Origin of the sequence: Pseudoalteromonas sp. SWN166 (assembly GCF_015864485.1) — a bacterium.
Classification (GTDB): domain Bacteria; phylum Pseudomonadota; class Gammaproteobacteria; order Enterobacterales; family Alteromonadaceae; genus Pseudoalteromonas.
Map to the genome: position 1 here is coordinate 45769 of NZ_JADYXB010000004.1, position 26514 is coordinate 72282.

Genomic DNA, 26514 nt, shown 5'->3' on the forward strand with positions numbered 1-26514 from the left:
TGACCTTGTATAAGTTACTAATCTTCTTCCGATAGAAGAACATATATGTAAAAGTAGCAAACTGATAGTGGGGTAAAAACGAACCAAAAATCACGCACAGAAAGTCTTAAAATAAAGTGGCTAAGGACAATATTATAAAGCAAGAGTATAAATATGCGCACATGTATGGTGCCTTTTCCAAAGTAGCTGAGAAGATGCGCTATCGTTATGAGCCATGCAATATGACGCTATTGATGACTCTTATAACTCAACAATACTGGAACGGGACTCTATGCATCGGACGGTTGAGTCAACTTGAAGCGAGCTTTAAATGACGCAATTTAATAAATCTTTGTTTAAAGGATATGAAGGCGGCTGCGACTTTATCAATTGAAGTGACAGCCTCATTAGATTTGCCCTGGTGGCATCACTATAGGTGAAGAGATTTTATTACTTTTAAACAGGTAGGAATATTAATATAAACTTACAAGCAAGCTAATAAAACTCACTTTTATAGTTTATAGCCTCTGTAAAGCGTGCCTATATACTCTTTATTTGAATCAATAAGAGTTTCTTTATACACACTTCCTTCTGAAGCTAATATTTGCTTAAGATACTGGGCACTTAAAGCAGCTTGCTTTAAGTCTGATAATCTATAAATAAGCCCTTCTAACTCTTGAGAAAACAGGTAATAGGCTTTTTCGAGATCGATTTTTCTATTTTTTAAAATGAAATGATAAAAATCAGTATACCTGGTACCTCTAATTGCAAGTGGATGTATCTTTTTTTCTAACTCCACGCACTTATTAACAATAGAAATATTATTATTAATCAGGTCATTATCTTCTTTTTTTAGCGCGTTTATTAATTGTTTTAAAGGAGCTAATAATTCACTCTGCACCCGAATTGCAGACTCTAATATTAGTATATTAGGTTTCACTATGTCTGAATCTATTTCGTGACATACAACTTGGTATAAGCCTCCTTGTTTTAACACTCTAAAAAGTTCTGGAATACTTCGCACTAATTCACTATATTCTATAGCGAACTGAGTTACTATCGCATCAAACTCTTCCGTTTCAAAAGGCAAGTGTTCAGCACTTACATTAGATAAAATTATTGATGACTCTATACCCACTACCTTTTCTTTAACAACTGCTTTATCTACCCCTACAAAATTAAATTTAACGCTACTACTATCTTGAATTAATTGAATAAGAGCACCATTCCCAGTACCAATATCAAGTACTTTATCGTTACTATTTAACTTTTCAGAAAAATTTAACCAACAAGATTTTAATTTACCCGTGTAGTTGCTCTTTATATCTTGCCCAAATGAGGTCAGATAGCCTTGAGCCCAATAGTCACTCCAATAGTTTTTCATAAATATCTTGCCCTGCTCTGAGATAGATTGAAGATTTTAATAGAAAGCTAACCGCTTCGGGTCATTGCTTTTTTTATTCACTTAATCCGGTTTTTTCATTCCTAAGCTTAAGTGTAGTCTCGTTTCATTGTATATAAATATGAGTTATTCAACGAGTATTATTAAGCTTATTTAGTGGGTTACATTTATTCAATAAAATTTTTAGCTTAAACATCTCGTTTATTCTCTATGTAAATACATGTTGATATTAATTGCAAACATTGTCATCTATCGTTTTGTGTTTAGTATATATTTATAAACATGTGGGTCACCCTCCCAAGGCAAGAGCATGAAAAAACACTATATCTTATCTTAGTCATGTGTTTTTCAAATCATTAAAAAACGCCTACTGATAATAGCTATTAACATTGCCTTTTAATATATTAAACCGCCTAATAAATAGAGCTTGTGTTGTTACAAATGAAGAGCTTTAACCGTTGTTAACTTGTTGTTTCGGGCTTCTTTGCCTGACTGGAGACCTAATAAAAGCGTATTCTTAAACTCATACCATACCTTCAAAGCATTATATTCAGTATAGTTTTTCATTTTATTTTTCGAGATAACGGTAAATATTATAACTTTTAGGCTGTTTTATTTGATGATGGGCTAATTTAAAGTCAAAACTATAATACTGTCGTAAACATCTAGTACGAGAGGTTATCAGATATTTTATGTATAAATCCTAAATGTTTAAATACATATCAGAGCGGGATACAAGCCATAAAAAAAAGGCTGAATAAATTCAGCCCTTTTTACTAACAAATTAACGATTAAAAGTTAATTGTGTAGTTTATACGATAATCACGACCATAGTTATTATATAAATCAGCGTTATCATAAGCACCTGTAGATGTAAGTACAGGATCTTCATCTGTTAAGTTACTTACAGATAAGCGAACTGTACCATAAACACCAGCGTTATAGCTGTATGTAAGGTTATGAATCAACCAATCGTCAAGCTCACCATCTTGCTCTAATATACCGTCTTCATTTGGTGCTTCATTCTCAGAAGTAGATGACGTGTAGTTCATGTTCCAAGCAACACTATGGTCATCAAGTGCCCAAGTTAGTGTTGTGTTAGATTTGAAGTCAGGTTGACCACTCCAACCCGCAGTATTATAAACTCTACCGCCACGCTCTTCATCGTAAGATAACACAAAGCTATTTACGGTATTCATGCGGAATTCACCAACACTAGTATCGATATTACCGTAAAGAGTTAAATCTAAGCCTTCAATCTCAAAACCGTTACCGTTGAAGTAACCAGTACCAGCTTCTAATAAACGACCTGTTTCTGAACGGATTAAGTAAAAAGTTTCATTACTTACATCAGAGCCAGGTGCGAAAGCAGTTATTCTACCCGCAGCTTCATCAGATAGAAGACCTTGAACAGTTTTAGTTTGAATAACATCATCAATTGATAGATTGAAGTAATCAGCTTTAACACCGAAGTTTTCTATCACATCCCAAGCTATACCTAAGTTAGTGTATTCTGATGTTTCAGGACCTAACTCTGTATTTGATTTGTAGTATGTATCAATTTGCTTAGATGATGTATCACCTTGAGAGTAATCAATCGCTGATTCAGCACTAAATGTAGTTGCAGCATTTAATTGATCAAGACCTGGTGCGCGGAACGCTTCAGAGTAAGATGCACGAACTACAACTGTATCAGCTGCCTGCCAGCGAGCAGATATCTTAGGAGCAACGTTATCTCCAAAGTCAGAGTAATCATCGTAACGTACAGCAATATTAACTTCTAGCGAGTCAACTACAGGCATTGCAACTTCATAAAAGAAAGCTGTAATATCGCGATCACCAAGCGCAGAGTTACCTGCAGAGCCACCAATTAGACCAGCTTCTGATTGGCCGTCATAAATATCAGCATACGTTTGTTCTAAAAATTCAGCACCAAAATAATGCGCTACAGTTCCACCAGGCAACTCAAACAAATCGAATCCGATACCTGCATTGTACTGGTTAAAAGTAGAAGATGAACTTTGTAAAGTTGTTGCTTTCATATTTGCAACACCTTCATCAGAACCTAAATCGATTCCATTTGCTTGGTTATAAGCTAAACCACCGTAGCTAAGATAGTAAGTACCTACAGATTTGTTGTCCGCCTTGTTAGTATGGTAATAAACATCCCAAGATGCGTTATTCCATTCTAAATCACCGCGTAGACCCATTAGGTAGTCTTGGCTGTAATCATCAACGTTACCATCACGATTACCAATACCAGCCCAACGCCAGTAGCCAGTTGTTTCTTCATCATAAGGGTTTGCTTCATTATCTGCTGCTAAGTTATTCCATGCTGCGGCAGGTGGAGCATAACGACCAAATGAGCTATTTTGAACAAACATAGCACGGCCATACCATTCTATATCGTCATTCAATTCATAATTTGCATCTAAATATACAGTATTACGGTCAATAGAAGCTTTGTTGTAAGATACATTTGCGAAAGCAAACATACAATAAGTAGAACCTTCACTACCCCAATCATTGTCAGCTGCAAACTTACGGAAAGTATCCTCACCGTACTCTGCTGTTAAATCATCACATATTGGTGATGCTTGCGCTTCTGAGAAGTCAGGTGATGCAACTGTAGCACCATAGATAGACCAGCCTTTAGTTTCTTCGTACGCCTGAATTACGCCATCACCATCAAGGTCTGTTGCTGAAGCTTTAGTGTAATCGCGGTCACCATCAGATATACCTTCACGTTTCTGATGATCGAAAGCAAATGTTACGTTACCTTTATCTGTAGAGTAACCAGCAGTTACAGAGAAGCTAGATGAAGTTGTACCTTCATCTTGATCACGGTGTCCTGCTTCACCTTGGAATTGAAGACCTTCATAATTCTTCTTCATGATGATGTTTACAACACCAGCCATTGCATCTGAACCATAAGTTGAAGATGCACCATCAGTTAGAATTTCTATACGCTCAACAGCAGCCATTGGAATTGAGTTTAGATTTGCTGATTGGCCACCAAGAGTTGGTGAACCAGGCATACGTTTGCCATCAAGTAGCACTAGTGTACGGCTAGAGCCAGCACCACGTAGGTTAATCGTAGCTTGAGATTGTGCAGAGCTACCTGAACGCTCTGAAAAAGAACCGAACGAGTTAAAGCTACTGCCTCGAAGTGCATCAGCTACAGTGAAGTTACCTTCGATCTGCATGTCTTCAGCCGTAATAATATTTACTGGTGAAGCACCTTCAAGGTCTGTACGTTTGATACGCGAACCAGTAACTTCTATACGCTCTACTTTTTCTACTCCGTCTTCTTCCGCAGCAAATGAACTTACTGAAAATGCAGCAGTGGATGCTGCACCAAACGCAATCGCTAAGCGAACTGCTTTTGAAACTTGATTATTTAACATTTGATTCTCCCTGGTGTTACAACTTTATAGAAGCAACTATTATTTAATTATTTTTTTATAATCACATGCTATTAACAGTGATTTAAACAAATAATAAACAAAAAAAACCAAAAAGCCAACCTCTGTTAACTAAATATTAATTATTAAAGAGGTTTTTTAGTGATTTTATTTATAAAACAGGAATTATCGTACAATTTAAGAGCGAAAAAGTGGATTATGTAATCAAATACATCTCATTAAGGTATAAATTAGAATAATTTAAACTGATTTCTCTCCGAATTATTTACATTTCGGTTAATTAATGGCTCTACCATATCTAAAAGCGGTACAATTTGCTTTTCTAAATAAATTGCATAGTCATAGCTATGAAGGCCTTGATACAGCTCAACTCCGCCTGTTGTGTAAACGAATGTAACAAATTCACCTCTATTAACTGTAAATTCGCTATTTTTTTTCTGATGTTTCTTAACTGCCTGAATATGAGGAGGGATATTCTTTTTATAATCGATTAAGTTTTGACCTAATCTCTTTTTAAATATGAGTAAATCATCAAACTCACCTTTAAATAGCTTTGTTGTATAGTCTTTTACAAGGTCATTTATGTTTAAATTTCCATCAAAAAGACCAGTAAATAGATCGAACTGAAATTGTTGAGCAAGTTTAGTCCAATCACTTCTTACCGTTTCTAATCCTTTAAATACTAGTTTTGATTCGTTTGGTTTAATTAATTTACCGACATAGCGCTTTTTAGAGCCAACTAGCTTCCCCCTTATGGTTGGTAAAAAGAAAGGACTATAAAGAGATTCAAACTCTATTTCTAAATGACTTGTTAAGTTGTGCGTTTGTTTAGTCTCATTAACCCAATCTGTAGTTATCTTTTTAGCTAAAAACGCACCAATTTCATTACACTCATCTGGTGTTAGCTCATCATCCAACTTAATAAACGTAGAATCGGTATCGCCATAAATAACGCTATAACCAAGTTCCTCTATCCACTTTTTAGTTTGTAGCATTATTTCGTGCCCTCTTAGCGTAATAGAGCTCGATAACCTAGGATCGTAAAACCGACATCCTTTTGAGCCTAGAACGCCATATAAACTATTCATTATTATTTTAATTGCTTGAGAGAGCATTTGGTCTTGGTTGTCTTTGGCAAGCTGCCTTTGAGACGCTAAGCTTTTAACGAGTAAAGGTAAGTGATGCTTGTCTCGCGAGAATACGGCTTCATTAAATCCCTGCACACTATGTTCAGGATTTTGCAGACCTTCTATTAGTCCTAGTGGATCAATGTAAAAAGTTTGCATAATACTGGGGTATAGGCTTTTAAAGTCTAAAACAATGACATTTTTATAAAGGCCAGGAATCGACTCCATGACATAACCACCAGGGCTTTCAAATGTAAGTCCATGATCGCCCATATTTGGGGCAACATAACCACTGCGATGCAGTAATGGTAAATACATATTAATAAAAGCAGCAACAGAGCCGCCCTTTTTTTCAAGCTCTAATCCCGTAAGCTTTGTTCTTATAATAGAAAAATCGAGTAGCTTTAATTTATCAAAAATTTTCTTTACCAAAATACAATCTTGTCGATTATATTTTGCTAAAGAAAGCTTATCTTCATTAAATTGCCTAATAATTTCTTGCAGACTATTAGCCGTATCGATTAATTTAGACTCACCCAACACTTGATTTGAAACATTAGCTAACGAAAAACTCTCAAAGCTATATGTGCCACTTTTTAAAGTGTCTATTCCATCAACTACACATCGCCCAGGGATCGATACTCGAGTAAAGTGCCCTTTTCGAACATATAAAGGCTGATTTCCTCTACCCAGTAATAACTTAATCCCGAGTGCTTCAGCTCTTTCATGAATAACAGCAAAGTCGAACTCAATTACATTCCAGCCAATTATTACATCAGGATCGCTAAGCTTAATAAAATGCTCTAACCCCTTTAACAGCTCAGCCTCATCTACACACCAAATAATATCAAACTCGAGGTTGGTAGCTTCTCTATCTGGCTCGCCAATCATTAAAACACAGTCTAAATTACAGCCCACGAGTCCAACAGAAAACAAAACCCCACTTTCGTTACATTCAATGTCTAACGAGAGCTTATTAAGGATTGGGGAATATTCTTCATTCGCTTTTAATTTAGCGTCGGTTATTAATGTATAGCCATCTTGTTTAAATACATTACCCGTTATCCAAGCTCCACCTTTTATAAAGCGTTCCATTAAATAACGCTCTATTGGTCGAATATCTTCTTCAAATAATACAACTCCACGTTGCTTTAAAGCTTTAGTAGCAGAATAAAAATGTTTAAGTGATTTGAAGTAACAGGCCGACATATCTTCTTGCTGAAAGTTTTTTAGCTCAAGACTTTTAATATTAAAGTTAAGTGATTCAGCTACTAATATTTCATTCGCTATTTCAGCATCTTTGCTTTTGATAAAAAACAGTGCATTTTCGTTAGCCGACACCGTTTTTATAGGTCCTTTATCACTACAAAACCACGCTTCGTAACATATGCCGTTTGCAGTATCATAAGCATGAGAAGAAACAATAAAACCGCCTGTTAAGTACACTATTACTAAACCTTATACATATATATGTAAGTTTTTACTTAATTCAAAATGCTTTAAAGCCATACATTCAACCAAAATAAACACTCAGAGACTTTATTTTGCTAAATTAATTTCATCACTTCTTGTAGTTACACTCTTATAACTCTAAAATCCATAGCACTGTAATTATATACATACTTTAGGTAAATCATCCCATGCTTTCTGACTCACTAAAAAAAACAATTAGGCAAGTACACCAGCATGTGGCTAGTAACCTAAACGATTATCGCCCTCGCAGCAGTCAAAACTACCTTGTTGCTGAAATAGCAAAAACCCTTGCAGGTGAATACCATAAAAAGCAGCGCATATGTGTTATTGAAGCTGGCACCGGCACAGGTAAGTCCCTTGCTTATTGTTTAGGCGCACTGCCTCTTGCCTTAGCGCAAAAAAAGAAGCTAGTTATTTCTACCGCAACCGTTGCACTTCAAGAGCAATTAATAGCAAAAGAACTGCCATTTTTTAAAAAACATTCAGGCCTCGACTTTAAATTTGATTTGGTAAAAGGTCGCCATCGTTATATTTGTGCCCACAAATTACATAATGCTGTAAACGGCGATAGCCAAACACAAATGGACTTTATGCCAACGCTTACTTCACCACTGAGCGCAATGGAAACCAAATGTTTAAATGAGTTATACAACGCCTATGTTAATAAAAAATGGCAAGGCGATAGAGACAGCTGGGCTGACACAGTACCCGACAGAGTGTGGAACTTAATAGCTTGCGATAAACATTCTTGCCAACGTCAAATGAAGGCCCATCAAACGTGTCCGTTTCAACTTGCTCGTAATCAATTAATGCAAATGGATGTTCTGGTAATTAATCACTCATTACTACTTGCCGATTTAGACTTAGGCGGTGGTAAAATTTTACCCGAACCCGACAACACTATTTATGTTATTGATGAAGCGCATCATTTGGCGCACATCACACGCGACTTTTCATCAGCTGCTGCAACAATTAAAGGCACGATAGAATGGCTTGATAAGCTCACCAAGTTTAGCGGAAAAATGGCTAAAATTTTAGTGGGGCAAAGGGCTATTGGGCAAAACTTTAAGCTTTGCGACAGTATTAACGATGCTAATAAAGATTTAAAAGTAGTGCGTGATATTCTCGACAAAGCCGATTTTGAGTACTCAAAAGACGATACTTATCGCTTTGAACACGGTGAAATTCCAGAATCATTGCACAGTAAAGCAAAAGACATAAGCGAAGCCACGCAAGATGCGCTGCGCTGCTTAAACAAAATGCACGACACCCTTACCCAAGATGTAAGTGACGGCGATATAAAACCTTACGTTGCCGACCCAATACTAGGCGAAAGCGGGCAATACATAAACAGATTAGAGCAGCTAAACAAACTTTGGTTTAGCTACGCTAAAAAAGGCGAAGGTGCTCCGCATGCACGGTGGATAAAACGCCTTGAATATAAAAGCCATCACGATCACTTATTAAGCGACTGCCCTATTGAAGTCGGTTATTACTTAAAAGATAAATTATGGCGCGAATGCGCGGGCGCTGTTTTGTGCTCAGCCACATTAAGTGCACTCGGCTCATTTGATCACTTTGCTTACGAAACTGGGCTTGCCAAAGAAGAAGGCGTTAAATTTATTAAAGTACCTTCTCCTTTTGATTATCCCAAACAAGCCACTTTACGTATTCCTGTATCAAAAGTAGAGCCAACCGATAAAGACTTTAGTGACCACTTAGCTAAAACTTTACCAGAGTACCTAGATGATAAAAAAGCGAACCTTGTATTGTTCGCTTCTTATTGGCAAATGGACCACGTAACAAAGTTTCTTAGAACAAAAGGTTTTAACTTATTAGTACAAGGTGAGATGTCGCGAGAAGCGTTGCTTAAGTTACACACCAAAAATGTAGACGAAGGCAAAGGCAGTATTTTATTTGGAACACAAAGCCTTTCAGAAGGTCTTGATTTACCAGGAAAATATTTAGAGAACTTAATAATTACTAAAATCCCGTTTGCTGTACCTACTTCGCCAATAGAAGAAGCGCAAGCAGAATTTGTACAAAGCAAAGGCGGTAACCCGTTTTTAACGATTACCGTGCCAGACGCCGCAAAGAAATTGGTACAAAGCTGTGGTAGACTGCTGCGAAAAGAGAGTGATGAAGGCTGTATTACTATTCTCGATAGACGCTTAGTTACTAAGCGATACGGTAAAGCCATGCTCGACACCCTACCACCTTTTAAAAGACAAATAGATTATTAATGTTTGAACTCGCACTCGATCCAACAACCTGGGCTGTTTTATGTGCTGTTGCACTTGCCGCAGGTTTTATAGACGCTATCGCCGGTGGCGGTGGCATGCTGACTGTGCCCGCTTTATTAACTGCTGGCTTACCTCCACATTTAACATTAGGCACCAATAAACTAGCTGCAAGTTTTGGCTCCTTAACAGCAAGCTATACCTATTATAAAAAGAACTTATTTAGTCCAAAGTTTTGGGCTGCCTCCATTATTGCTACCGCAATAGGTGCATTGATAGGCACTGTTATTGTTGACCATTTAAGTATCGATTTTTTAAACAAACTACTCCCAATTATTATTATTTTAGTTGCTGCCTATAGCTTATTTGGTAATTTAAGCACCACGGAAGGCGATGAACTTCCTAAACTAAACAAAGCGATGAAAATAAAACAATGGCTACAAGGTTTAGTATTAGGCTTTTTTGATGGTTTAGCAGGCCCAGGTACTGGCACTTTTTGGACAGCCTCCAATGGCATGCTTTATAATATGAACTTGCTACTCAATTGTGGCTTAGCGCGTTCAATGAACTTTGTTTCTAACTTTATATCTTTAATTACCTTTGTAGCACTCGGCCATGTAAACTTTTTACTTGGCATAACGATGGGCTTTTTTATTATGCTAGGCGCATGGTTTGGCGCGCATTCGGCAATACGCTTTGGTAGTAAATTTATTCGCCCTGTATTTAATACTATGGTTATACTTTTAGCATTAAAACTAATTTACGAGGCTTACTTTTAATATGCATTCAATGGCTTTAGATAAACTACGCCAACAAGTTGCAACGCTAAAACAACAAGCTGAGCAATTTGATAAAGCTAAACTGTTTTCTAAAAACCGTTATATGCAGGCGCAACCGAGCTTGTTTGACCGCGCAGTTTTTAGTACAAAAAGCATGAACCTAGTCGATTACGTAATAGAAATTGAAGACGAAGTGTCACGATTACCGCCAAGCGAGCATCGTCATGCTTATACCTACGCACTTGAACGCATTGGCGCACAAGTACAAGCCGTGTTTAATGTTATTAAATCAACGCCTATTTGGGTTAAAGAAAACAAAAGCCATTATAAACCTCGCCCTAAGCAAACTGTTTATAAGCACGCTGTACAAAAAATAATGCAATCATCGCACGAGCTTTATGACGAATTAAAACAAAACCATGAGTTTGAACGTCGGTTAGTACTCATGATTGAAGAGCGAAAAATGCAAATGGATAAAGCCTCGCCTGCTAAAGCACAAAAGCTTAACCTTGAAATATTAAGCACACATGCTCGGTTAGGTCGCTGCAGAAAAGCAATTTCTGCCACTGAAGACAAAATACAACAAGTAGAAAAACAACAACTGCGTTAAGGCGCACTTTACTATGCAGCTTTATTATCACCCATTGTATTCAGACCTTATACTGCCAGAACGTCATCGGTTTCCTATTCAAAAGTATAAGTTACTTAAAACCGAAATAGAAAGCCTCGGTGTTTTGGCAAGTGCTTTTCAAGAACCTAAAAAAGCAACCGCACCTCAACTTGCGCTATGTCATAACCAACGTTATATAGATGACTTTTTAAATGGGACTCTAGGCAATAAAGCAATTAAAAAGATGGGATTCCCCTACTCGCAACAACTTGTAGAGCGTACTCTTTTATCAATTGGCGGGAGTATTCAAGCAGCTGAAGCGGCTTTTAGTCACGATCTAACCTTTAACTTGAGCGGTGGTTATCATCATGCTTATAGTGATTTTGGCAGTGGTTTTTGTATTTTTAATGATTTAGCTATTACCGCTGCACATTTAATAAATACAGAGCAAGCTGACACTGTTTTAATTTTTGATTGCGACGTACATCAAGGCGATGGCACAGCGCAAATCACTCAAAAAAATGACCAAATAATTACCTGCTCAATTCATTGTGAACAAAACTTCCCGCGTAATAAACAACAGTCTACTTACGATTTTGCATTACCTGCTAAAACAACCGACACTGAATACCTTACTACAGTATGGCAAGCACTCGATTTTTGCGTGCGTATTCATAATCCAGATATTATTTTGTATAACGCAGGCGCTGATATTTACGCTAAAGACGAGTTAGGTTTGTTTGATGTGTCACTGGATGGCGTATATAAGCGCGATTTTTTTGTTCTCAACTTTTGTAAGCAACAACAAACTCCACTAATGTGCGCCCTAGGCGGAGGTTATCAGCGTAATTTAAGTGAGCTAATTAACGTTCATAAACAACTCTTTAAAGCCGCTATCGATTTATAGCAAGCCTTAGTATAGACTCAGTTAAACGGATTATTTTTTAAAGCGGTGGGAATATGCGATTACACGAAGACATACACAACTATTACGAGAAAATTGTAGTCGAGGAAGTTATCAAACTTAAACTTGACGAAAAATATGATGAAGACGTAATGGCTGACTTTTGCTGTACAGTACTAAACCAACTCCCACCACGATACATTCGCTACGATGTTGATATGGCATTTTATTTACCACAATCAGAGCGTATACATATGGAACAACGTGTGCAAACAGCTATAAATGTTGCCATTAACCAAATATCAAAAAAGAAAGAGTTAAATGACAAACCCACTTGATCAAGCCCCTACGCATATTAAACTTGCAGTAGATTTAATAATGATTTTAGAGCAACACGATGTTGCTCCAGAAGAAGTACTCAAAGCACTTGAAATAGTTAAAAGCGACTTTGAAAAGAAGCTAGAAAGGCTATAACTCTATTCTATTATTTGTATGTCGTGCTCGGTAACGATACCTTCGTGCTTAGTGCAATCAATTTTAACTTCACCAAATGTACGCCTAGGCGAAGTTGAACGACGACAGGTCATATTTTGTGCCTTAACGCCAAATTGCGTTATATACAACGCAACTGTTTCGTCTATTTGTTGTTTTTGCTGCGTATTCGCTGCACTGTAAAATACATCGTATTGCGCAGACCAATTTTCAACCCCCGCTTCCTTTGCAACGCCTAGCCAGCCCATCCCTAGTTTAGTAGATTGCTCCAAGTATTGGCCTTTCAAAAACATAAACGCCAATGTGTACTGTGCGCTTTTATAGCCTAGCCCAGCAGGCTCTTTTAAATAATTGAAAGCGGCCTCAAACTGCCCTTTTCGATACGCTTTAATACCATTATATTCATTCTTTTTCATGGTGGTATCACTATAAAGGTTGATTGGGCTAGAATTACATCCCCCCAACAAAGTGATAAATACCATAGAAGCTACTGAGAATTTTTTCATTCTTATCCTTAATTTATTATTTCTTGAATTTAGGTTTTTATATGCCAGTTCCGAATATGGCTTACAGGGTTTATAAACCCTGCTATTCTAAAACCCAATATGCATAATTAAAATACTATCATGACCTTAGCAAGCTTACTGCGATTATTTTTTCTGGCCGCTATTTGGGGCGCATCATTTTTATTTATGCGAATGGCAGCTAACAGCTTGGGGCCTGCAGTATTAATTGAGTTTAGAGTCGGCTTTGCTGCAGTTACTTTATTTATTGTTGCCTTGTATTTAAAGCGCCGTTTAGCCTTTACTGAACACAAAAAACACTTTTTTATTATAGGCGCGTTTAATTCGGCTCTGCCGTTTTTATTTTTTGCTTACGCAGCTCAAACTATAAGCGCTTCTACTTTATCAATTTTAAATTCAACAACTCCTATTTGGGGCGCAGTAGTAGGTATTTTATGGACGAAAACAAAGCCCAATAAAAGTATGGTGCTTGGTTTACTACTTGGCTTAATAGGTGTTGCAATACTCGTTGGCCAAAATCACTTTGTATTAAATAGCCAATCAATCATAGCCATAGTAGCGGCATTAAGCGCTTCACTTTGCTATGCCATTGCATCACATTACACTAAAAATGCGCCTAAACTGGCCCCATTCGATAACGCCCATGGCTCAATGTGGGCGTCGAGTTTTATGGTATTGCCACTTATCTTATTTATGCCAATACGTGAAGTTCCAACCACCAACGTTATGCTAGGTGTATTAGTACTGGGCGTGGTATGTACCGCCCTTGCTTATATATTATTTTTTAAACTTATTGACGATATAGGCCCAACTTCAGCACTCACTGTCACCTTTTTAATTCCATTATTTGGCATATTTTGGGGGCATTTATTTTTAGATGAGCAAATAGGGTCAAATACATTACTAGGCGCACTATTTGTAATTGTAGGCACTATGCTGGTTACTGGTTTTTTACCACGAAGAAGGCACTTAGCTAAAACAAGCTAAGTGCCTTAAATTACATATGGCATTAAAGTTTAAATAAATTGCGGATCTTTTGGCGAATCATTCCTGCGAGTAATATACACAATACAATCATTTTTCGCTTCATTACTAAACGCTCGGCTATGCTCAATAGGAACTGAAAATGTATCTCCTTGAGTAAGCGTTAATACTTTATCGCCTAAATCAATGGTTAAGCTACCTTGATGAACAAAAATAACCTCTTCTTCAAAACGAATGTGTTTTGCTATTTTTGCATTTGGTTGGAGTTTTAACGCTGATATATTAAATCCATGTGGCCAATTTAGTTGTGTTTGAATAGGCGTATCGGCATTTAAATTACCCACTAGCGGTGCTTCGTAAACACCTTCGAATTGGCTTAGGTAAGAGTGCTTGTTCCAATTAAAATCACTTGCTCTGACCACTGTTTGCGCAAGCTCTTCGTCTGTTATTATTCGGTGCTGCGCTATTTGTTCGCTGCTAGTAACAGCCATTGGACTAACCCCATCAGGGGCTTTTTCATTGAGCGTTGTATCTACTAAACTGCCATTTTCAAGTAAAATAAGGCCAAACTCTTTTGCCATATCAAATACTTGTGGAGCCCAAAGTACTCTACCCGGATCGTCACTGCCAAGCACTGCATATAAGTAGCCAATACCATTACCTACGTTTTCAAATCCTCTAAAAATATCTAAAGGAATCGAAATAATATCACCTTCGTTTAAAATTACCTTAGCGTCTTTACCGTCTACACCGGTATAAAATGCCCATGTGCCACTGTGTACAACAAATATTTCTTCGGTTAAGTGGCTATGCTGCGAGTTTAAGCACCCAGCAGGTTGGCGAGCACCACCAATATTAAACCCATGTGGTATAGAAATATGCACATGCTGATTAGGGTTTTCTGCAACACCTGGACCTATAATAGTAAAATTTTCTTTTTGATCACTACCAGGCGAACGCGTATCAATAAAGGCGTTCTTACACGGAATTAAATCATCGTATCGTACTAAGCGATCTGCAAATAAACTCATTATTCTCTCCTAAATTAATTACTGAGCGGTCCAGCCGCCATCAATTTTTATACTTGTTCCTGTGATCATTGCAGACAACTCACTAAGCAAAAATACACAAGCATTTGCAACATCATCCGTTTGGGCAATTTTTTTCATTGGGATCATGTCATAAACAAACTTTTTGAAGTCGGGATTTTCAAGCATTGGCTTTGTCATTGGCGTTTCAACAAACGTAGGGGCAACCGTGTTTACACGTACATTTTGTGTTGCTAGTTCAACAGCAAGTGCCTTGGTGAGCCCCTCTACCGCATGCTTACTCATGCAATACAAAGTGCGATTAGGTGAGCCTACAAAACCCATTTGAGATGACATGTTAACCACAGCACCGGCACCAGAGTTAATTAAAGCTGGTAATGCTGCTTGGCTTATTCGATAAACACTACGAATATTCATCGAAATTACATCATCAATATTGTCATCTGTTTGCTCAAGCATTGGCGCAACACGGTTAATACCTGCGTTGTTAAGTAAACCGTCTAACTTAGTAAGCCCTCGTAAACGATCATAAAAAGCATCACTGTTTATATCAAGCGGCCAGATTTCTATTTGCGAAGGAGCATATTCCTTGAGCTGCTCCAAATCGTGTTTTGTACGCGCCACAGCAATTATATTTGCACCCGCATCTACACACTTTTGTACGCACGATTTACCAATGCCTTTACCCGCACCCGTTATCAAAATGGTTTTACCAAGTAAAAGAGTTTTATCAAATCCCATTTGTTCACCTAAAATCTATATTGCATTCGAAGTCATTATTAATTAGAGTACCCACAGATGCAAGACATTATTTAACCAGTACGTCTCATCAACAGTGTATAAAATAACTAGTCACTAAGGATATAAACAATGATAAAGCATTTAAAAAAAGGTCAGCCAATTGACTCAAAACAAAAACAAAATCAATCAGTAAGAGATATTGTAGAAAATATTTTAGCGCGTGTTGAATCTGAAGGTGATGCAGCAATTCGTGAATATTCTGAAAAATTTGACAAGTGGACTCCGAAGTCTTTCAGGCTATCTAGTGATGAAATTAAAGCGTGTTATGCACAACTTGATGATCAATTAATCGAAGATATTAAATGGGCGCAAAGCCAAGTCCGCAATTTTGCTCAAATTCAACGTGACTCAATGAAAGACGTTGAAGTAGAAACACTACCTGGCGTTACACTTGGCCATAAACACATAGCAATGGAGAGCGTAGGTTGTTACGTACCAGGAGGGAAATATCCACTACTAGCCTCTGCGCACATGAGTGTATTAACGGCTAAAGTAGCCGGTGTTAAACGTGTTATCGCCATGGCTCCACCTTTTAATGGCAAGCCATCACCAGAAATTGTGGTTGCAATGGATATGGCAGGCGCAGATGAAATTTACTGCCTCGGTGGTGTACAAGCCGTTGCTGCAATGGCTATTGGAACGCAAACTATTGCTCCAGTAGATATGATTGTAGGCCCGGGTAACGCCTTTGTAGCCGAGGCTAAACGACAGTTATTTGGCCGAGTTGGTATCGATTTATTTGCAGGCCCTACCGAAACACTCGTTATTGCTGATGACAGTGTAGATGGCGAACTATGTGCAACCGACCTATTAGGCCAAGCAGAGCACGGTCCTACGTCTCCCGCTATTTTACTGACTAACTCTGAGCAATTAGCTATTGATACAATGGCTGAAGTAGAGAGACAACTTACCATATTACCTACAGCTGATATTGCAGGTGTGGCATGGAAGGATCATGGTGAAGTTATTGTATGTGATACCTATGAGGAGATGATCGAAGTTGCTAACGATCTTGCATTTGAACACGTACAAATTATGACTCGCAATACCGACTACTTCAAAGAAAACATGCAAAACTTTGGAGCCTTGTTTTTAGGTCCGCAAACTAACGTTTCTTATGGAGATAAATGTATTGGTACAAACCATACACTACCCACAGGTAAAGCAGCGCGTTATACTGGTGGGCTATGGGTAGGAAAATTCATAAAAACATGTACTTTCCAACGAGTAACAGAAGAAGCCTCGGTTGTTGTTGGTGAGTATTGTTCACGTTTATGTGCTGCAGAAGGGTTCGCTGGCCACAAAGAACAAGCAGACATACGAGTAAGACGATATAGGAAATAAATCATTGTCAAAGCAAAAACGAGTCACCTCATATGATGTAGCCCGCGAAGCGGGTGTATCACAATCAGCGGTATCGCGTGTATTTAGACCCGGATTTAGCGTGTCTAAAAAAACCCGCGAAAAGGTAGTCGCAACAGCCAATGAAATGGGCTATCGCCCTAATGCCATTGCCCGTATGTTGATCACCAAACAGTCTGGTATGGTCGCGGTTATTTTATCATCGCGAGCAAACTTGAACTACCCTGAGGTACTCTCTGAGCTTAACAAAGAGCTAGCACTTAACAATAAACGAGTGCTGCTCTTTACTCTTGATGACGCAGACGAATTAGATGAATTACTCGAAAACATTTGGACCTTTCAGGTTGATGGCGTAATTGCTCTAGCGGCTCACTTTGATAGTAAAAGCCTGGATTTATTTGCTAAACACAGCACACCTATTGTGCTTTATAACCGTAATGTGCCTGAATCGAATGCAAACACAGTTTGCTGTAATCACGATAAAGGCATTAAACAGCTAATTGATTTATTACACCAATCTAACCATAAGTCGTATTTAATTATTGCCGGCCCAGATGACTCCGATGTAGCCAACGAGCGCCGTGAAATAGCTCAAAATTATTTACACACTTTAGGTATCCAAAATACGCCTGTTATTTATGGTGATTATGGCTATAAATCAGCACGAAGTGCATTAGAAGATTGGTTAAAAACAAACACCCTACCCGATGCTATTATTTGCAGTAACGATGTAATGGCCATTGGCATAATTGATGAAATCAAACAAAACTTAAACTTAAGCGTACCCGACGATGTGTCGGTGGTAGGGTTTGATGGTATTAGTGCTGCGTCTTGGTACAACTATCAAATAACCACAATACAACAACCTATGAAACAGCTAACTAAAGCCGCTGTAGACATACTCATGGAACGTATTGAAAACCCTCAAGCCGCTGCTGAAGCACGAGTTTTTACCGGTTCATTAATTACAGGGAACTCTATTAAAACACGCTAAATTAAGGAATTTTTGTGGCCAAAAATCCTGTTTATATTTTACCTGGTACTATGTGTAACCACCGTATGTTTGAAGCGCAAATAATTGCCCTTCAAAATGCGGGTTATACCCCTCACGTTATTCCATTTACTGAACAAACAAGCATTGCAAAAATGGCTGAGCTTACTAAAACCATAGCCCTAAAGCCTGCTCCTTTTATTGGTTTTTCAATGGGTGGGATTGTTGCCCTTGCACTTTTAAAATCAAACCCTGAGCTTATACAGTCGCTGTGCTTAATATCAAGTAATAGCCTAGCCGACAAACTCGAACGCCCGGCTATTAGGCAAAAACAAATTGAGCAAGCACACGCTACAGGCGTAGAAAGCGTACTTAAGCACGACTTTTTACCGCATTATTTCCACCAGCCAAATATAAAGCACAGTGAACTTGCATTAACAATGGCAAATGAGCTTGGTTTTAACGCTTTTAGTGCACAATTAAATGCCCTTGCAACACGCGAAGACACCCTAAACGTTATTAAGCAAACCAATAAAAAATTACTATTTGTTGGTGGTGAACGTGACGTTTTATGTCCAAGCACTATTCAAAAAACAATGCATAACGCTTGCCTTAATAGCGATCTTATTTTATTAGGCAATTGTGGGCATTTCGTCCCGCTTGAAAGAAGTAACACCCTAAACGCACTACTCTTAGATTGGTTGGAGTCTATTAAATGAATTTAAAACAAAAGTTAAATGCTCAACAATTGCTATTAGGCACATTTATAAAAAGTACTCATTATCATAATACCGAAGTACTTTCTCACACTAATCTCGATGTTTTGTGTTTAGATGCAGAGCATGCTCCGTTTGATCGCGGCGATTTAGATAGTTGCATTATGGCAGCGCGTACTAAAAATATGCCGACCCTTATTCGCGTAAGTAATACCGATCACGCCACTATACTTAGCAGTTTAGATATCGGTGCCGATGGTTTAGTGCTACCTCACATTAAAACGCCAGAGCAAGCAAAAGCGATTATTAAAAACTGCTTTTATGGCAACAACGGTAGGGGTTACGCAGGTTCAAGCCGCTTTGCAGGCTATACCACACATGCATTAATCGATAACTTAGCAGCCAACAAATCATCTACCTGCATTATTGCTCAAATAGAGGATGCCGATGCGCTTGAGAACATCGATGAATTATGCCAAATAAACGAAATTGACTGTATTTTTATAGGCCGAATGGACTTAACTATTTCCCTCGGTGAAACCAACCCAAGCGCTCCGATTGTTATTGATGCCGTTACTAAAATAGCTAACGCGGCGGCAAAATATAATAAATGCTGTGGCATGTTTGTTGGTAATTTAAGTGAGCTAAGTCATTGGCAATCGTTAGGCGTAAGTTTTTATTTATTAGGCTCTGATCATAGCTTTTTACTAAGTGGTGCTAAGCAATTACGTGCAGACTTTGAATCAGCTACAAGTGAATCAAAAATATGAGTATCCATAACAAAAATAAAGAGTTAATTAAAAACTTCAGAAGCGCACTTTATAACTTTGATATAAATTTGCTCAAAAAAGAAGTCACAAACTTATTTACTGATGACGCATTAATACAACTTTGCTACCCGTTTGAAACACTCGCAAATCCTAATGCACTTATTGAGCAAGCCTATTTACCCCTTAGCAAAGCATTTGTTGGCCTTGAACGCCGCGATACCATTGTAATGGCAGGTAGCTCTATAAACGACTCTGATTGGGTTGGCTGCTGTGGATACTATACCGGCTCATTCGAAAAACCATGGCTAGGCATTCCACCCACAGGGCATCAAGTGAGTATGCGTTTTCATGAGTTTTACCGGATTAAAAATAGCAAAGTGGTTGAAGTACAAGCTATTTGGGATATTCCCGAAGTAATGATGCAAGCAAACGTATGGCCACTGTCTCCGAGCTTAGGCAAAGAGTGGCATGTGCCAGGGCCTGCCACACAAGATGGGGTAATCACCCGTCCTTATAATAGCGAACAAGCTGCGCAAAGTTTAAAGCTTGTGGGCGATATGTGTGAGCATCTTGGATTTTATGCTGAAGGTGGCATTGAAGCCATGAAGCTAGAGCACTTTTGGCATCCGCATTGTAGCTGGTATGGACCAAGCACAATAGGCACTGCACGCGGTATAAAAGGCTTTAGAAATTGGCATCAAATCCCGTTTTTAAATGCCCTACCCAATCGTGTAGGCGATGCAAGTAAAGGTTATTTATTTGCCGATGAAAACTACGTAGGGTTTACTGCATGGCCTGGTATGAGCATGACTATTAGTAACGGTGGTTGGTTAGGTATTGCGCCCGCAAATCAGCAAATAACCATGCGTAGTCTCGACTTTTGGCGAGTCGAGAATAACTTAATTCGCGAAAACTGGGTGCTGATAGATATGCTTGATGTGTACAATCAAATTGGAGTTGATGTATTAGCTCGTATGAAAGAACTAACTAAAGCGCACTATTTAAACTTTGCGCCCTAACAATTAAAGCCGTATAAATAAAAAAGCTCTGTAAAACAGAGCTTTTTTATAGCTTAAACAGGCTACGCCCCCGGATTAGCAATACTTTGTGTGCGTTTTAAAATATCTAAGCCTTGTTGTTTTAACCAATACGGTAAGTCAATAATTACCCAGTTTTCAACTAGCTTATCACCTTCACGATGATATACATCAACCACGCGCATATCAGCAGGAGTATTAGCTCCAGGTAAACCTAAAAAGCCACCAATGGCGGTATTTGTTAAGTTTGGCCAACCAAAAAAGCATGCATATTCATCCTCAGCAAACCGGCAAATATGGCCATTAAATACTTTACCCGTTAACCCTTCTCTAAACGGATACATATGCTGTTGCTGATAACGCTCAATTGTATATGTAGCGCCAATTCCCGCAGGGCCATACCAAACCATATTTTCATCCCATGTTTTTGCAAGCACTTCAGGTGGGCAGGTATTTATACCGCTTTGATTAAGCGCGGTTAGGTTATCAATCATCTGATTAACCAAGTTCATTGTGCGCGTACTTTGCTCATCGCTCCCTTCACCTAAACGAACTCCATCGTGGGTACGTGGCCCAGGATAAGTAAAGTATTGCCCGGTAGAGAGCGGTAATGGGTTTAAACCTACTTGTAGCATCACCCCAATAATATCGACAAAAAAACCAGTTTGAATAATTTTACCGTCTTTAACACAGTTAAACTCAGCGTAGCGAATTGTCGCCAATTTATGAGAAGGTGCAATACCTAACCAGTCACGATCAAAGAGGCCCATAAAGTGGCCCATACTCATTACCCACTCGCCACCATCGGCTTCACTTTGCCCTGCAATAAAAATATCTTCACGGCGCTGAAGTGCTTTAAAAGAATGAAATAAAGGCTGCCAAACATGCTCAATCACATCATTAGCATTATTTAATTCATTAAACGGATGCACACCTTTAAAGCTGTAATTATCTGCCAAGTACTCTTTAAATACAGCATTTAAATCATTACCTTGTGTTTTTTCTAATGCAGCATGAAACTGACGAACCAACTGCTTATTATTAATTATTTCTGCCATGATGTTCCCTTGTTGTTTGCGCAATCAAATTAACACTCTTAAACCGCAAATAAATATGCATTGCTAAAATGTATTCTATTTAAAGAGTAATTAAAAGCCTGTAAATACTAAGTTATAAATCGATTTAAAATAATACTAATGACAATTGACTTCGAAGTCAAAGTGATTCATGATGATTCAAAATAAAAAGTATAAATAGGCTAATTAGCCCGTAATACCTAATCTAACAGGATTAATTATGAATGATTTTGGATTATTGAATTGGAGCATTCTCATCGGGTACATTATTGCTAACCTCATACTTGGGTTTGTAATAAGTAAAAAGGTGAGCAGTGCTAATGATTTTTATATTGGCCGAAAAAATACACCTTGGTGGGCTATTGGTATATCGGTAGTGGCAACCTATGTTAGTGCGCTTACATTTTTAGGTGCGCCAGCGTGGTCATACAAAGAGGGGTTATCGGTTATTGCCATACACTTAAACTACCCACTCGTTATTGTGGCTGTTGTGTGTTTGTTTTTTCCGTTTTTTTACAATGCAGGTGTCGCCTCAATATACGAATACCAAGAGCGTCGTTTTGGTAAAAAAGCGCGGATTTTAATCTCCACAATTTGGCTTATTTCACAAACAATGGGCTCAGCCGCTGTACTCTATGCAACCTCCCTAGTACTTGCCTTTATTGTAGATATTAACGTTATTACTGCTATATTTTTAGTCACTATTATCGCACTAATATATACCATGCTAGGAGGTATAACTGCCGTAATATGGACCGATGTTATCCAATCAGCAATATTATTTATTGGTGCCGGCATTATTATGTATGCCCTTATTACCTCGATGGATGGCTCGTTTAGCTCAACACTTACTGAGTTAAAAGCACAAGGTAAGTTAGACCCTCTTAATTTCTCGTTCGACTTCACGCAAGTAACCACCGTTTGGTCTGGCGTGCTAGCTATGTCGCTTTATCACATCACTGTTTACGGTACTAACCAAATGATGGTGCAGCGTACGCTTGCAGCTAAAAACATTGGTGATGCTAAAAAGTCATATCTATTAATGGGCTTTATTGCATTCTTTATTTACCTGTTCTTTATATTTATGGGCGTGTTGTTTTACAGCTATTACGGCGGACGTACATTTGAAAACGACAACCTAATTATTTTACAGTTTGCATCCGACTATGGTCTGCCAGGGTTAATGGGAATTATAGCGGCAGCCGTAATGGCTGCTTCTATGTCGAGCCTCGACTCAGCGCTTAACTCACTCTCTACAATTAGTACTATCGACTTTTACAAAAAGTATTTTGCACCTGAAAAAAACGACGCACATTATTTAGCTGCAACACGTTTATTTACCCTTGGCTGGGCAATCATCATCATTGTACCCGCCATTATGTATCACCTTTACAGCGAAGGCTCAATTTTAGAAATACTCACCAAGGTAGGTTCATACTTTGTAGGTGCTCAATTAGGTATGTTTGCACTAGGGTTTTTCTCTAAGCACACAACCGAAAAAGGCCTCTTAATTGGCACATTAGTATCGTTTGTAACTGTTGCAATATGCGCCCTTTACACCGATATAGCGTGGCCTTGGTACTGTGCAATTGGTGCCCTAACGTGTGTTGTATTTAGTATTGTTTTGAGTATCGCTTTTGATGGTTTTCAAGAGGAATACAACGAGTACACCATTAAAGGTCAGCTAAAAGTGTTTAAAGAACAAAACCGCCCTGAAAAAGAAAATGGTTGGTATTTAGTTCCAGGTAAATTTGACTCAATAAACTACTGGTTACTCGGCTTTTTTGTAGTGAGCTTCGCGTCTCTCATGTTATTTGAACATTTTGTATAAGGTGAAATAAATGAATATTTTAGAACAACTTTTTGAAAACTTCAGCGCTGCAGAATTACCAAACCAAGCATTGCTTGCGGATACCGTTCAATGGCAGGTAAGCCACCCTTTTGAACCAATTACATCTAAACAAAATGTAATTAATAATTACTTTAAAGTGCTTAAAAACTCATTACCCGATATAGAGCGTAAACCCTTTATTTCTATTGAGGGCGACTACAAAGACGAGCAATGGATATGCGCAACAGGTTACTTTACTGGCACATTCACAAAACCGTTATTAGGTATTCCAGCCAGCGGTAAAAGTATTTTTATTCGTTATAGCGAAATGGCTCAAATAGAAAACAATAAAGTAGTTAACGTTTATACCTTTTTAGATTTAATCGATGTAATGAACCAAGTGGGTGTAAATCCACTGCGTCCAAGCTTAGGTTACCCGGGTTTAATAATGCCCCCCACTACACTTGATGGTGTGCCTGCTACAGCTAAAAACGACGAACTAAGTAAAGCCAACGAACAGCTCGTAATTGATATGCTTACTGAGCTTGGCCGCTACGATGGTAAAGACCTGTACAGCATTAATTTAGAAAAATACTGGCACCCAGATTTTATTTGGTATGGCCCAGCCGGTATAGGAACAACCCGAGGCATTAGTGGCTTTAGAGAACACCACCAAGCTCCATTTTTAAAAGGGTTCCCTGATCGTGGGATCAATAAAACACTCTGCTTAGTAAGCCACGACAATTTTGTAGCCACCGGTGGCTGGCCGCATATGTACGGTACTCATACAGGGGATGACTGGCTAGGTTTACCTGCATCGGGTAATAAACTGTTTCCGCGTGTTATGGACTTTTGGCGCTGCGAAAACGGAATTTTAAAAGAAAACTGGGTCGCTATCGATATTCCTCATTTATTAGAGGGAATGGGTATTGATATTTTTGAGCAAATGCAAAATAAAATCACTGCAGCAAACTAAGAGGTATTTATGAGCACACAAAACACAATTACCCAACCTTACTGGCTGCCTTTATCGAGCGTATTAAACCCGCAAAGTAAAAAGCAGCAAGCGCTTATAGGGTTTGACGAAGAGTTTGTTGATATTGTTGATTACATTTTACGTATTACGCACCGCATTTGGGAGCAAAAAAACATTGGTTTATGTTATCGCTATTACGCTGATGTATGCCCTGTTTTTACACTTGGCGCTTATGGCGAAAATATTGAAGATGTTATTCAAGGCACACTTAAAACCATTGCCGCATTCCCTGATAGAAGCCTAATTGGCGAAAATGTTATTTTTTCAGAAGACGGCAACGAGCATTACTACTCATCACACTTAATTAGCAGTGTAATGAGTAATACCGGTAACTCAGAATTTGGCCCTGCTACAAATAAAACAGGCCGAGTAACCACCATTGCCGACTGCGTTTGTTTTGAAAATAAAATAGTAAAAGAATGGCTAGTACGCGACAACGGCTTTTTAGTTAAACAACTTGGCCTAAGTATTATTAATGTAGCCAAGCACATGGCCAAAGTACCAAGTAAAGAAAAACATACCCTATGGCTTGATGAAGAGTTTACCCGAGTACAAGCAATTGATCACCGCACGCCAAGCACTCCAATTTTAGACGGTGAACTGGCCGCATTTGCGCATAACTGGCTAGATACATTATTTAACCAAAAGCAATTTGCCAAAATACACGAGTTTTATAACTTAACGGCCACACAACAATGGCCAAGCGGCAGAATGGCAACCGGCCTTGCACAAATAAATGGCGTATTTATACAATTTTTTGCCAACTGCCCTGATGCCAAGCTAACCGTCGATCACTTAGCAATTACACCCTTTGATGAAAGCACTACAGATGTTGCAATTCGCTGGTCACTTGCGGGGCATTTTAACCCTCAAAGCGGTGAATTAAGTGAGCTAAAAAATCTTCCTTATTTTGTGTTGGGTGCCTCACATTTACGTATCAAAAACCAAAAAATCATTGAAGAAGTCACCGTTTTTGACGAAGTTGCGCTACTCGCAAACCTATTTAGAGCACACGCATTAAATAGCCAAACAGAATTGGAGGTAAATGCATGATCAACGCAATTATCGATTTATACACCAAAGCAGATATTAAAACTATTTCAGGTAAATTGCTGCGCAGTAGCCGTTGGCAACAACATCACTTTACCGCCATGGGTTCATTGCAAGCACAGCCGCTATGGCTTGATTTTTTAGCGCAATATGGTGTATCAGAATTAATATCTAAAACGCACAGTAAAGGCCAGGAACTTGAGATTTTACAGCTGGTATTGCAACCAAAAAAATTGCTAAAACCAGTAAGACTTTCATTTGTTATAAAGCACAATAACATCTTCATAAAATCAGTAAAATGTGTCGTTGATACGCTCTTATTGGCTAACAACGAATTTACAGGTGAGGCAAGTAATAATACGCTGGTGATCCCTAAGTTACCTAAAAGCGACCCTATTATGGTTTGCGATTTAGATAACCAGCTGCACCCAACGACCTTTCATGCAACGCCCAGTGATATTTGTGAATTACCAACGCAAACCGCCGAAACATTAAATAATTGGTGGCAAATTTGGCAGCTTAATAACTTAGCTAATTTTGAAAGTGTTTATGCTAAAAATGCAGACGTTATTCTTGCTGGCAGTAACGAAACACAATCAAAAGATGCGCTGTTAAATTGCCATTTAGCGCTTTCACAAACCCTAAGCAGATGCTACGCCCAATTAGAAACCGTACAGTTTGACAGTGCCTTAAACCAAGCAACAATTTGCTGGACACTCGATGGTACTTTTAATGCCAAAAACGTACGCGTTCGCCAACAAATACTCACCGTTATTACATTTACTAACACTCTAATATCAAGCGAAGTTATGCAATTTGACACCCTCGCGTTAAATCAGCAATTCGCACTGTAAAC

At 38.4% G+C, this 26514-nt stretch carries 23 protein-coding genes; 16 read left to right on the forward strand and 7 right to left on the reverse strand.

All coding sequences use genetic code 11. The features are described 5' to 3' along the window. Positions 1-490: 490 nt before the first annotated feature. From I6F49_RS03595 to I6F49_RS03605, 3 genes are all read right to left on the reverse strand, one after another. On the reverse strand, positions 491-1363 hold the full coding sequence (locus tag I6F49_RS03595) for a class I SAM-dependent methyltransferase (RefSeq protein ID WP_197178466.1): 873 nt from the start codon (positions 1361-1363) through the stop codon (positions 491-493). Positions 1364-2172: 809 nt separating this feature from the next. After that, complete coding sequence (locus tag I6F49_RS03600) at positions 2173-4788, reverse strand: TonB-dependent receptor domain-containing protein (RefSeq protein WP_197178468.1); 2616 nt, start codon at positions 4786-4788, stop codon at positions 2173-2175. Positions 4789-5036: 248 nt separating this feature from the next. Further along, positions 5037-7379 (reverse strand): DNA polymerase II, encoded by a 2343-nt coding sequence (locus tag I6F49_RS03605; protein WP_197178470.1) that lies wholly within the window; start codon positions 7377-7379, stop codon positions 5037-5039. 194 nt (positions 7380-7573) lie between these two features. Between I6F49_RS03605 and dinG the strand changes: the two genes are divergently transcribed. Genes dinG through I6F49_RS03635 form a run of 6 tightly spaced genes read left to right on the forward strand, consistent with a single transcriptional unit; the run spans position 7574 to position 12413 of the window. Continuing rightward, positions 7574-9649 carry an ATP-dependent DNA helicase DinG gene (gene dinG, locus I6F49_RS03610; protein WP_197178472.1) on the forward strand — a complete coding sequence of 692 codons (2076 nt, stop codon included), beginning with the start codon at positions 7574-7576 and terminating at the stop codon, positions 9647-9649. After that, complete coding sequence (locus tag I6F49_RS03615) at positions 9649-10425, forward strand: sulfite exporter TauE/SafE family protein (protein WP_197178474.1); 777 nt, start codon at positions 9649-9651, stop codon at positions 10423-10425. Before dinG ends, I6F49_RS03615 begins: the two co-directional genes overlap by 1 nt. Before the next feature lies 1 nt (position 10426). Continuing rightward, on the forward strand, positions 10427-11035 hold the full coding sequence (locus tag I6F49_RS03620; protein WP_165735671.1) for a primosomal replication protein: 609 nt from the start codon (positions 10427-10429) through the stop codon (positions 11033-11035). 13 nt (positions 11036-11048) lie between these two features. After that, positions 11049-11942, forward strand: coding sequence for a histone deacetylase family protein (locus I6F49_RS03625; protein WP_197178476.1), 894 nt, complete (start codon positions 11049-11051; stop codon positions 11940-11942). A gap of 53 nt (positions 11943-11995) precedes the next feature. Next, the gene (locus I6F49_RS03630) at positions 11996-12277 is read left to right on the forward strand and encodes a late competence development ComFB family protein (RefSeq protein ID WP_197178478.1); all 282 of its coding nucleotides are present in this window, start codon (positions 11996-11998) and stop codon (positions 12275-12277) included. Continuing rightward, entirely contained in the window at positions 12261-12413 is a 153-nt protein-coding gene (locus I6F49_RS03635) for a DUF2496 domain-containing protein (RefSeq protein WP_197178480.1), read from the forward strand. Before I6F49_RS03630 ends, I6F49_RS03635 begins: the two co-directional genes overlap by 17 nt. A 2-nt stretch (positions 12414-12415) precedes the next feature. Here I6F49_RS03635 and I6F49_RS03640 read toward each other — a convergent pair whose 3' ends face one another. Then, a complete protein-coding gene (locus I6F49_RS03640) occupies positions 12416-12937 on the reverse strand; it encodes a sel1 repeat family protein (RefSeq protein WP_197178482.1) in 522 nt (173 codons plus the stop codon). A 120-nt stretch (positions 12938-13057) separates the two neighbouring features. On the opposite strand from I6F49_RS03640, the gene I6F49_RS03645 reads away from it, so the two are divergent. Beyond that, entirely contained in the window at positions 13058-13942 is an 885-nt protein-coding gene (locus I6F49_RS03645) for a DMT family transporter (RefSeq protein WP_197178484.1), read from the forward strand. A gap of 29 nt (positions 13943-13971) precedes the next feature. Here the strand turns inward: I6F49_RS03645 and I6F49_RS03650 are convergent, their stop codons facing one another. Continuing rightward, positions 13972-14970, reverse strand: a complete 999-nt coding sequence (locus tag I6F49_RS03650) for a cupin domain-containing protein (RefSeq protein WP_197178486.1) — start codon at positions 14968-14970, stop codon at positions 13972-13974. Between the two features lie 18 nt (positions 14971-14988). Further along, positions 14989-15729: an SDR family NAD(P)-dependent oxidoreductase gene (locus tag I6F49_RS03655; RefSeq protein ID WP_197178488.1), complete on the reverse strand. Its 741-nt coding sequence runs from the start codon at positions 15727-15729 to the stop codon at positions 14989-14991. Between the two features lie 129 nt (positions 15730-15858). Here I6F49_RS03655 and hisD point away from each other — a divergent pair, with 129 nt between their 5' ends. From hisD to I6F49_RS03680, 5 genes are read left to right on the forward strand one after another with little or no spacing between them, the layout of a single operon-like run. After that, positions 15859-17133 (forward strand): histidinol dehydrogenase, encoded by a 1275-nt coding sequence (gene hisD / locus I6F49_RS03660; protein ID WP_166420259.1) that lies wholly within the window; start codon positions 15859-15861, stop codon positions 17131-17133. 4 nt (positions 17134-17137) lie between these two features. Beyond that, positions 17138-18145 carry a LacI family DNA-binding transcriptional regulator gene (locus I6F49_RS03665; RefSeq protein WP_197178490.1) on the forward strand — a complete coding sequence of 336 codons (1008 nt, stop codon included), beginning with the start codon at positions 17138-17140 and terminating at the stop codon, positions 18143-18145. A gap of 14 nt (positions 18146-18159) precedes the next feature. Further along, positions 18160-18861 carry an alpha/beta fold hydrolase gene (locus I6F49_RS03670; protein WP_197178492.1) on the forward strand — a complete coding sequence of 234 codons (702 nt, stop codon included), beginning with the start codon at positions 18160-18162 and terminating at the stop codon, positions 18859-18861. Continuing rightward, entirely contained in the window at positions 18858-19628 is a 771-nt protein-coding gene (locus I6F49_RS03675) for an HpcH/HpaI aldolase family protein (RefSeq protein WP_197178494.1), read from the forward strand. Before I6F49_RS03670 ends, I6F49_RS03675 begins: the two co-directional genes overlap by 4 nt. Continuing rightward, the gene (locus I6F49_RS03680) at positions 19625-20647 is read left to right on the forward strand and encodes an ester cyclase (RefSeq protein WP_197178496.1); all 1023 of its coding nucleotides are present in this window, start codon (positions 19625-19627) and stop codon (positions 20645-20647) included. The genes I6F49_RS03675 and I6F49_RS03680 overlap by 4 nt, the downstream gene beginning before the upstream one ends. Before the next feature lie 62 nt (positions 20648-20709). Here I6F49_RS03680 and I6F49_RS03685 read toward each other — a convergent pair whose 3' ends face one another. Next, a complete protein-coding gene (locus I6F49_RS03685; protein WP_197160224.1) occupies positions 20710-21723 on the reverse strand; it encodes a nuclear transport factor 2 family protein in 1014 nt (337 codons plus the stop codon). A 238-nt stretch (positions 21724-21961) separates the two neighbouring features. On the opposite strand from I6F49_RS03685, the gene I6F49_RS03690 reads away from it, so the two are divergent. From I6F49_RS03690 to I6F49_RS03705, 4 genes are read left to right on the forward strand one after another with little or no spacing between them, the layout of a single operon-like run. Next, positions 21962-23572 carry a sodium:solute symporter family transporter gene (locus I6F49_RS03690; RefSeq protein ID WP_197119509.1) on the forward strand — a complete coding sequence of 537 codons (1611 nt, stop codon included), beginning with the start codon at positions 21962-21964 and terminating at the stop codon, positions 23570-23572. A gap of 10 nt (positions 23573-23582) precedes the next feature. Further along, positions 23583-24548: an ester cyclase gene (locus tag I6F49_RS03695; RefSeq protein WP_197178498.1), complete on the forward strand. Its 966-nt coding sequence runs from the start codon at positions 23583-23585 to the stop codon at positions 24546-24548. Between the two features lie 9 nt (positions 24549-24557). Further along, positions 24558-25661, forward strand: a complete 1104-nt coding sequence (locus I6F49_RS03700; protein WP_197178500.1) for a nuclear transport factor 2 family protein — start codon at positions 24558-24560, stop codon at positions 25659-25661. After that, positions 25658-26512 carry a hypothetical protein gene (locus I6F49_RS03705; protein ID WP_197178502.1) on the forward strand — a complete coding sequence of 285 codons (855 nt, stop codon included), beginning with the start codon at positions 25658-25660 and terminating at the stop codon, positions 26510-26512. The genes I6F49_RS03700 and I6F49_RS03705 overlap by 4 nt, the downstream gene beginning before the upstream one ends. The last annotated feature ends 2 nt before the right edge of the window (positions 26513-26514 follow it).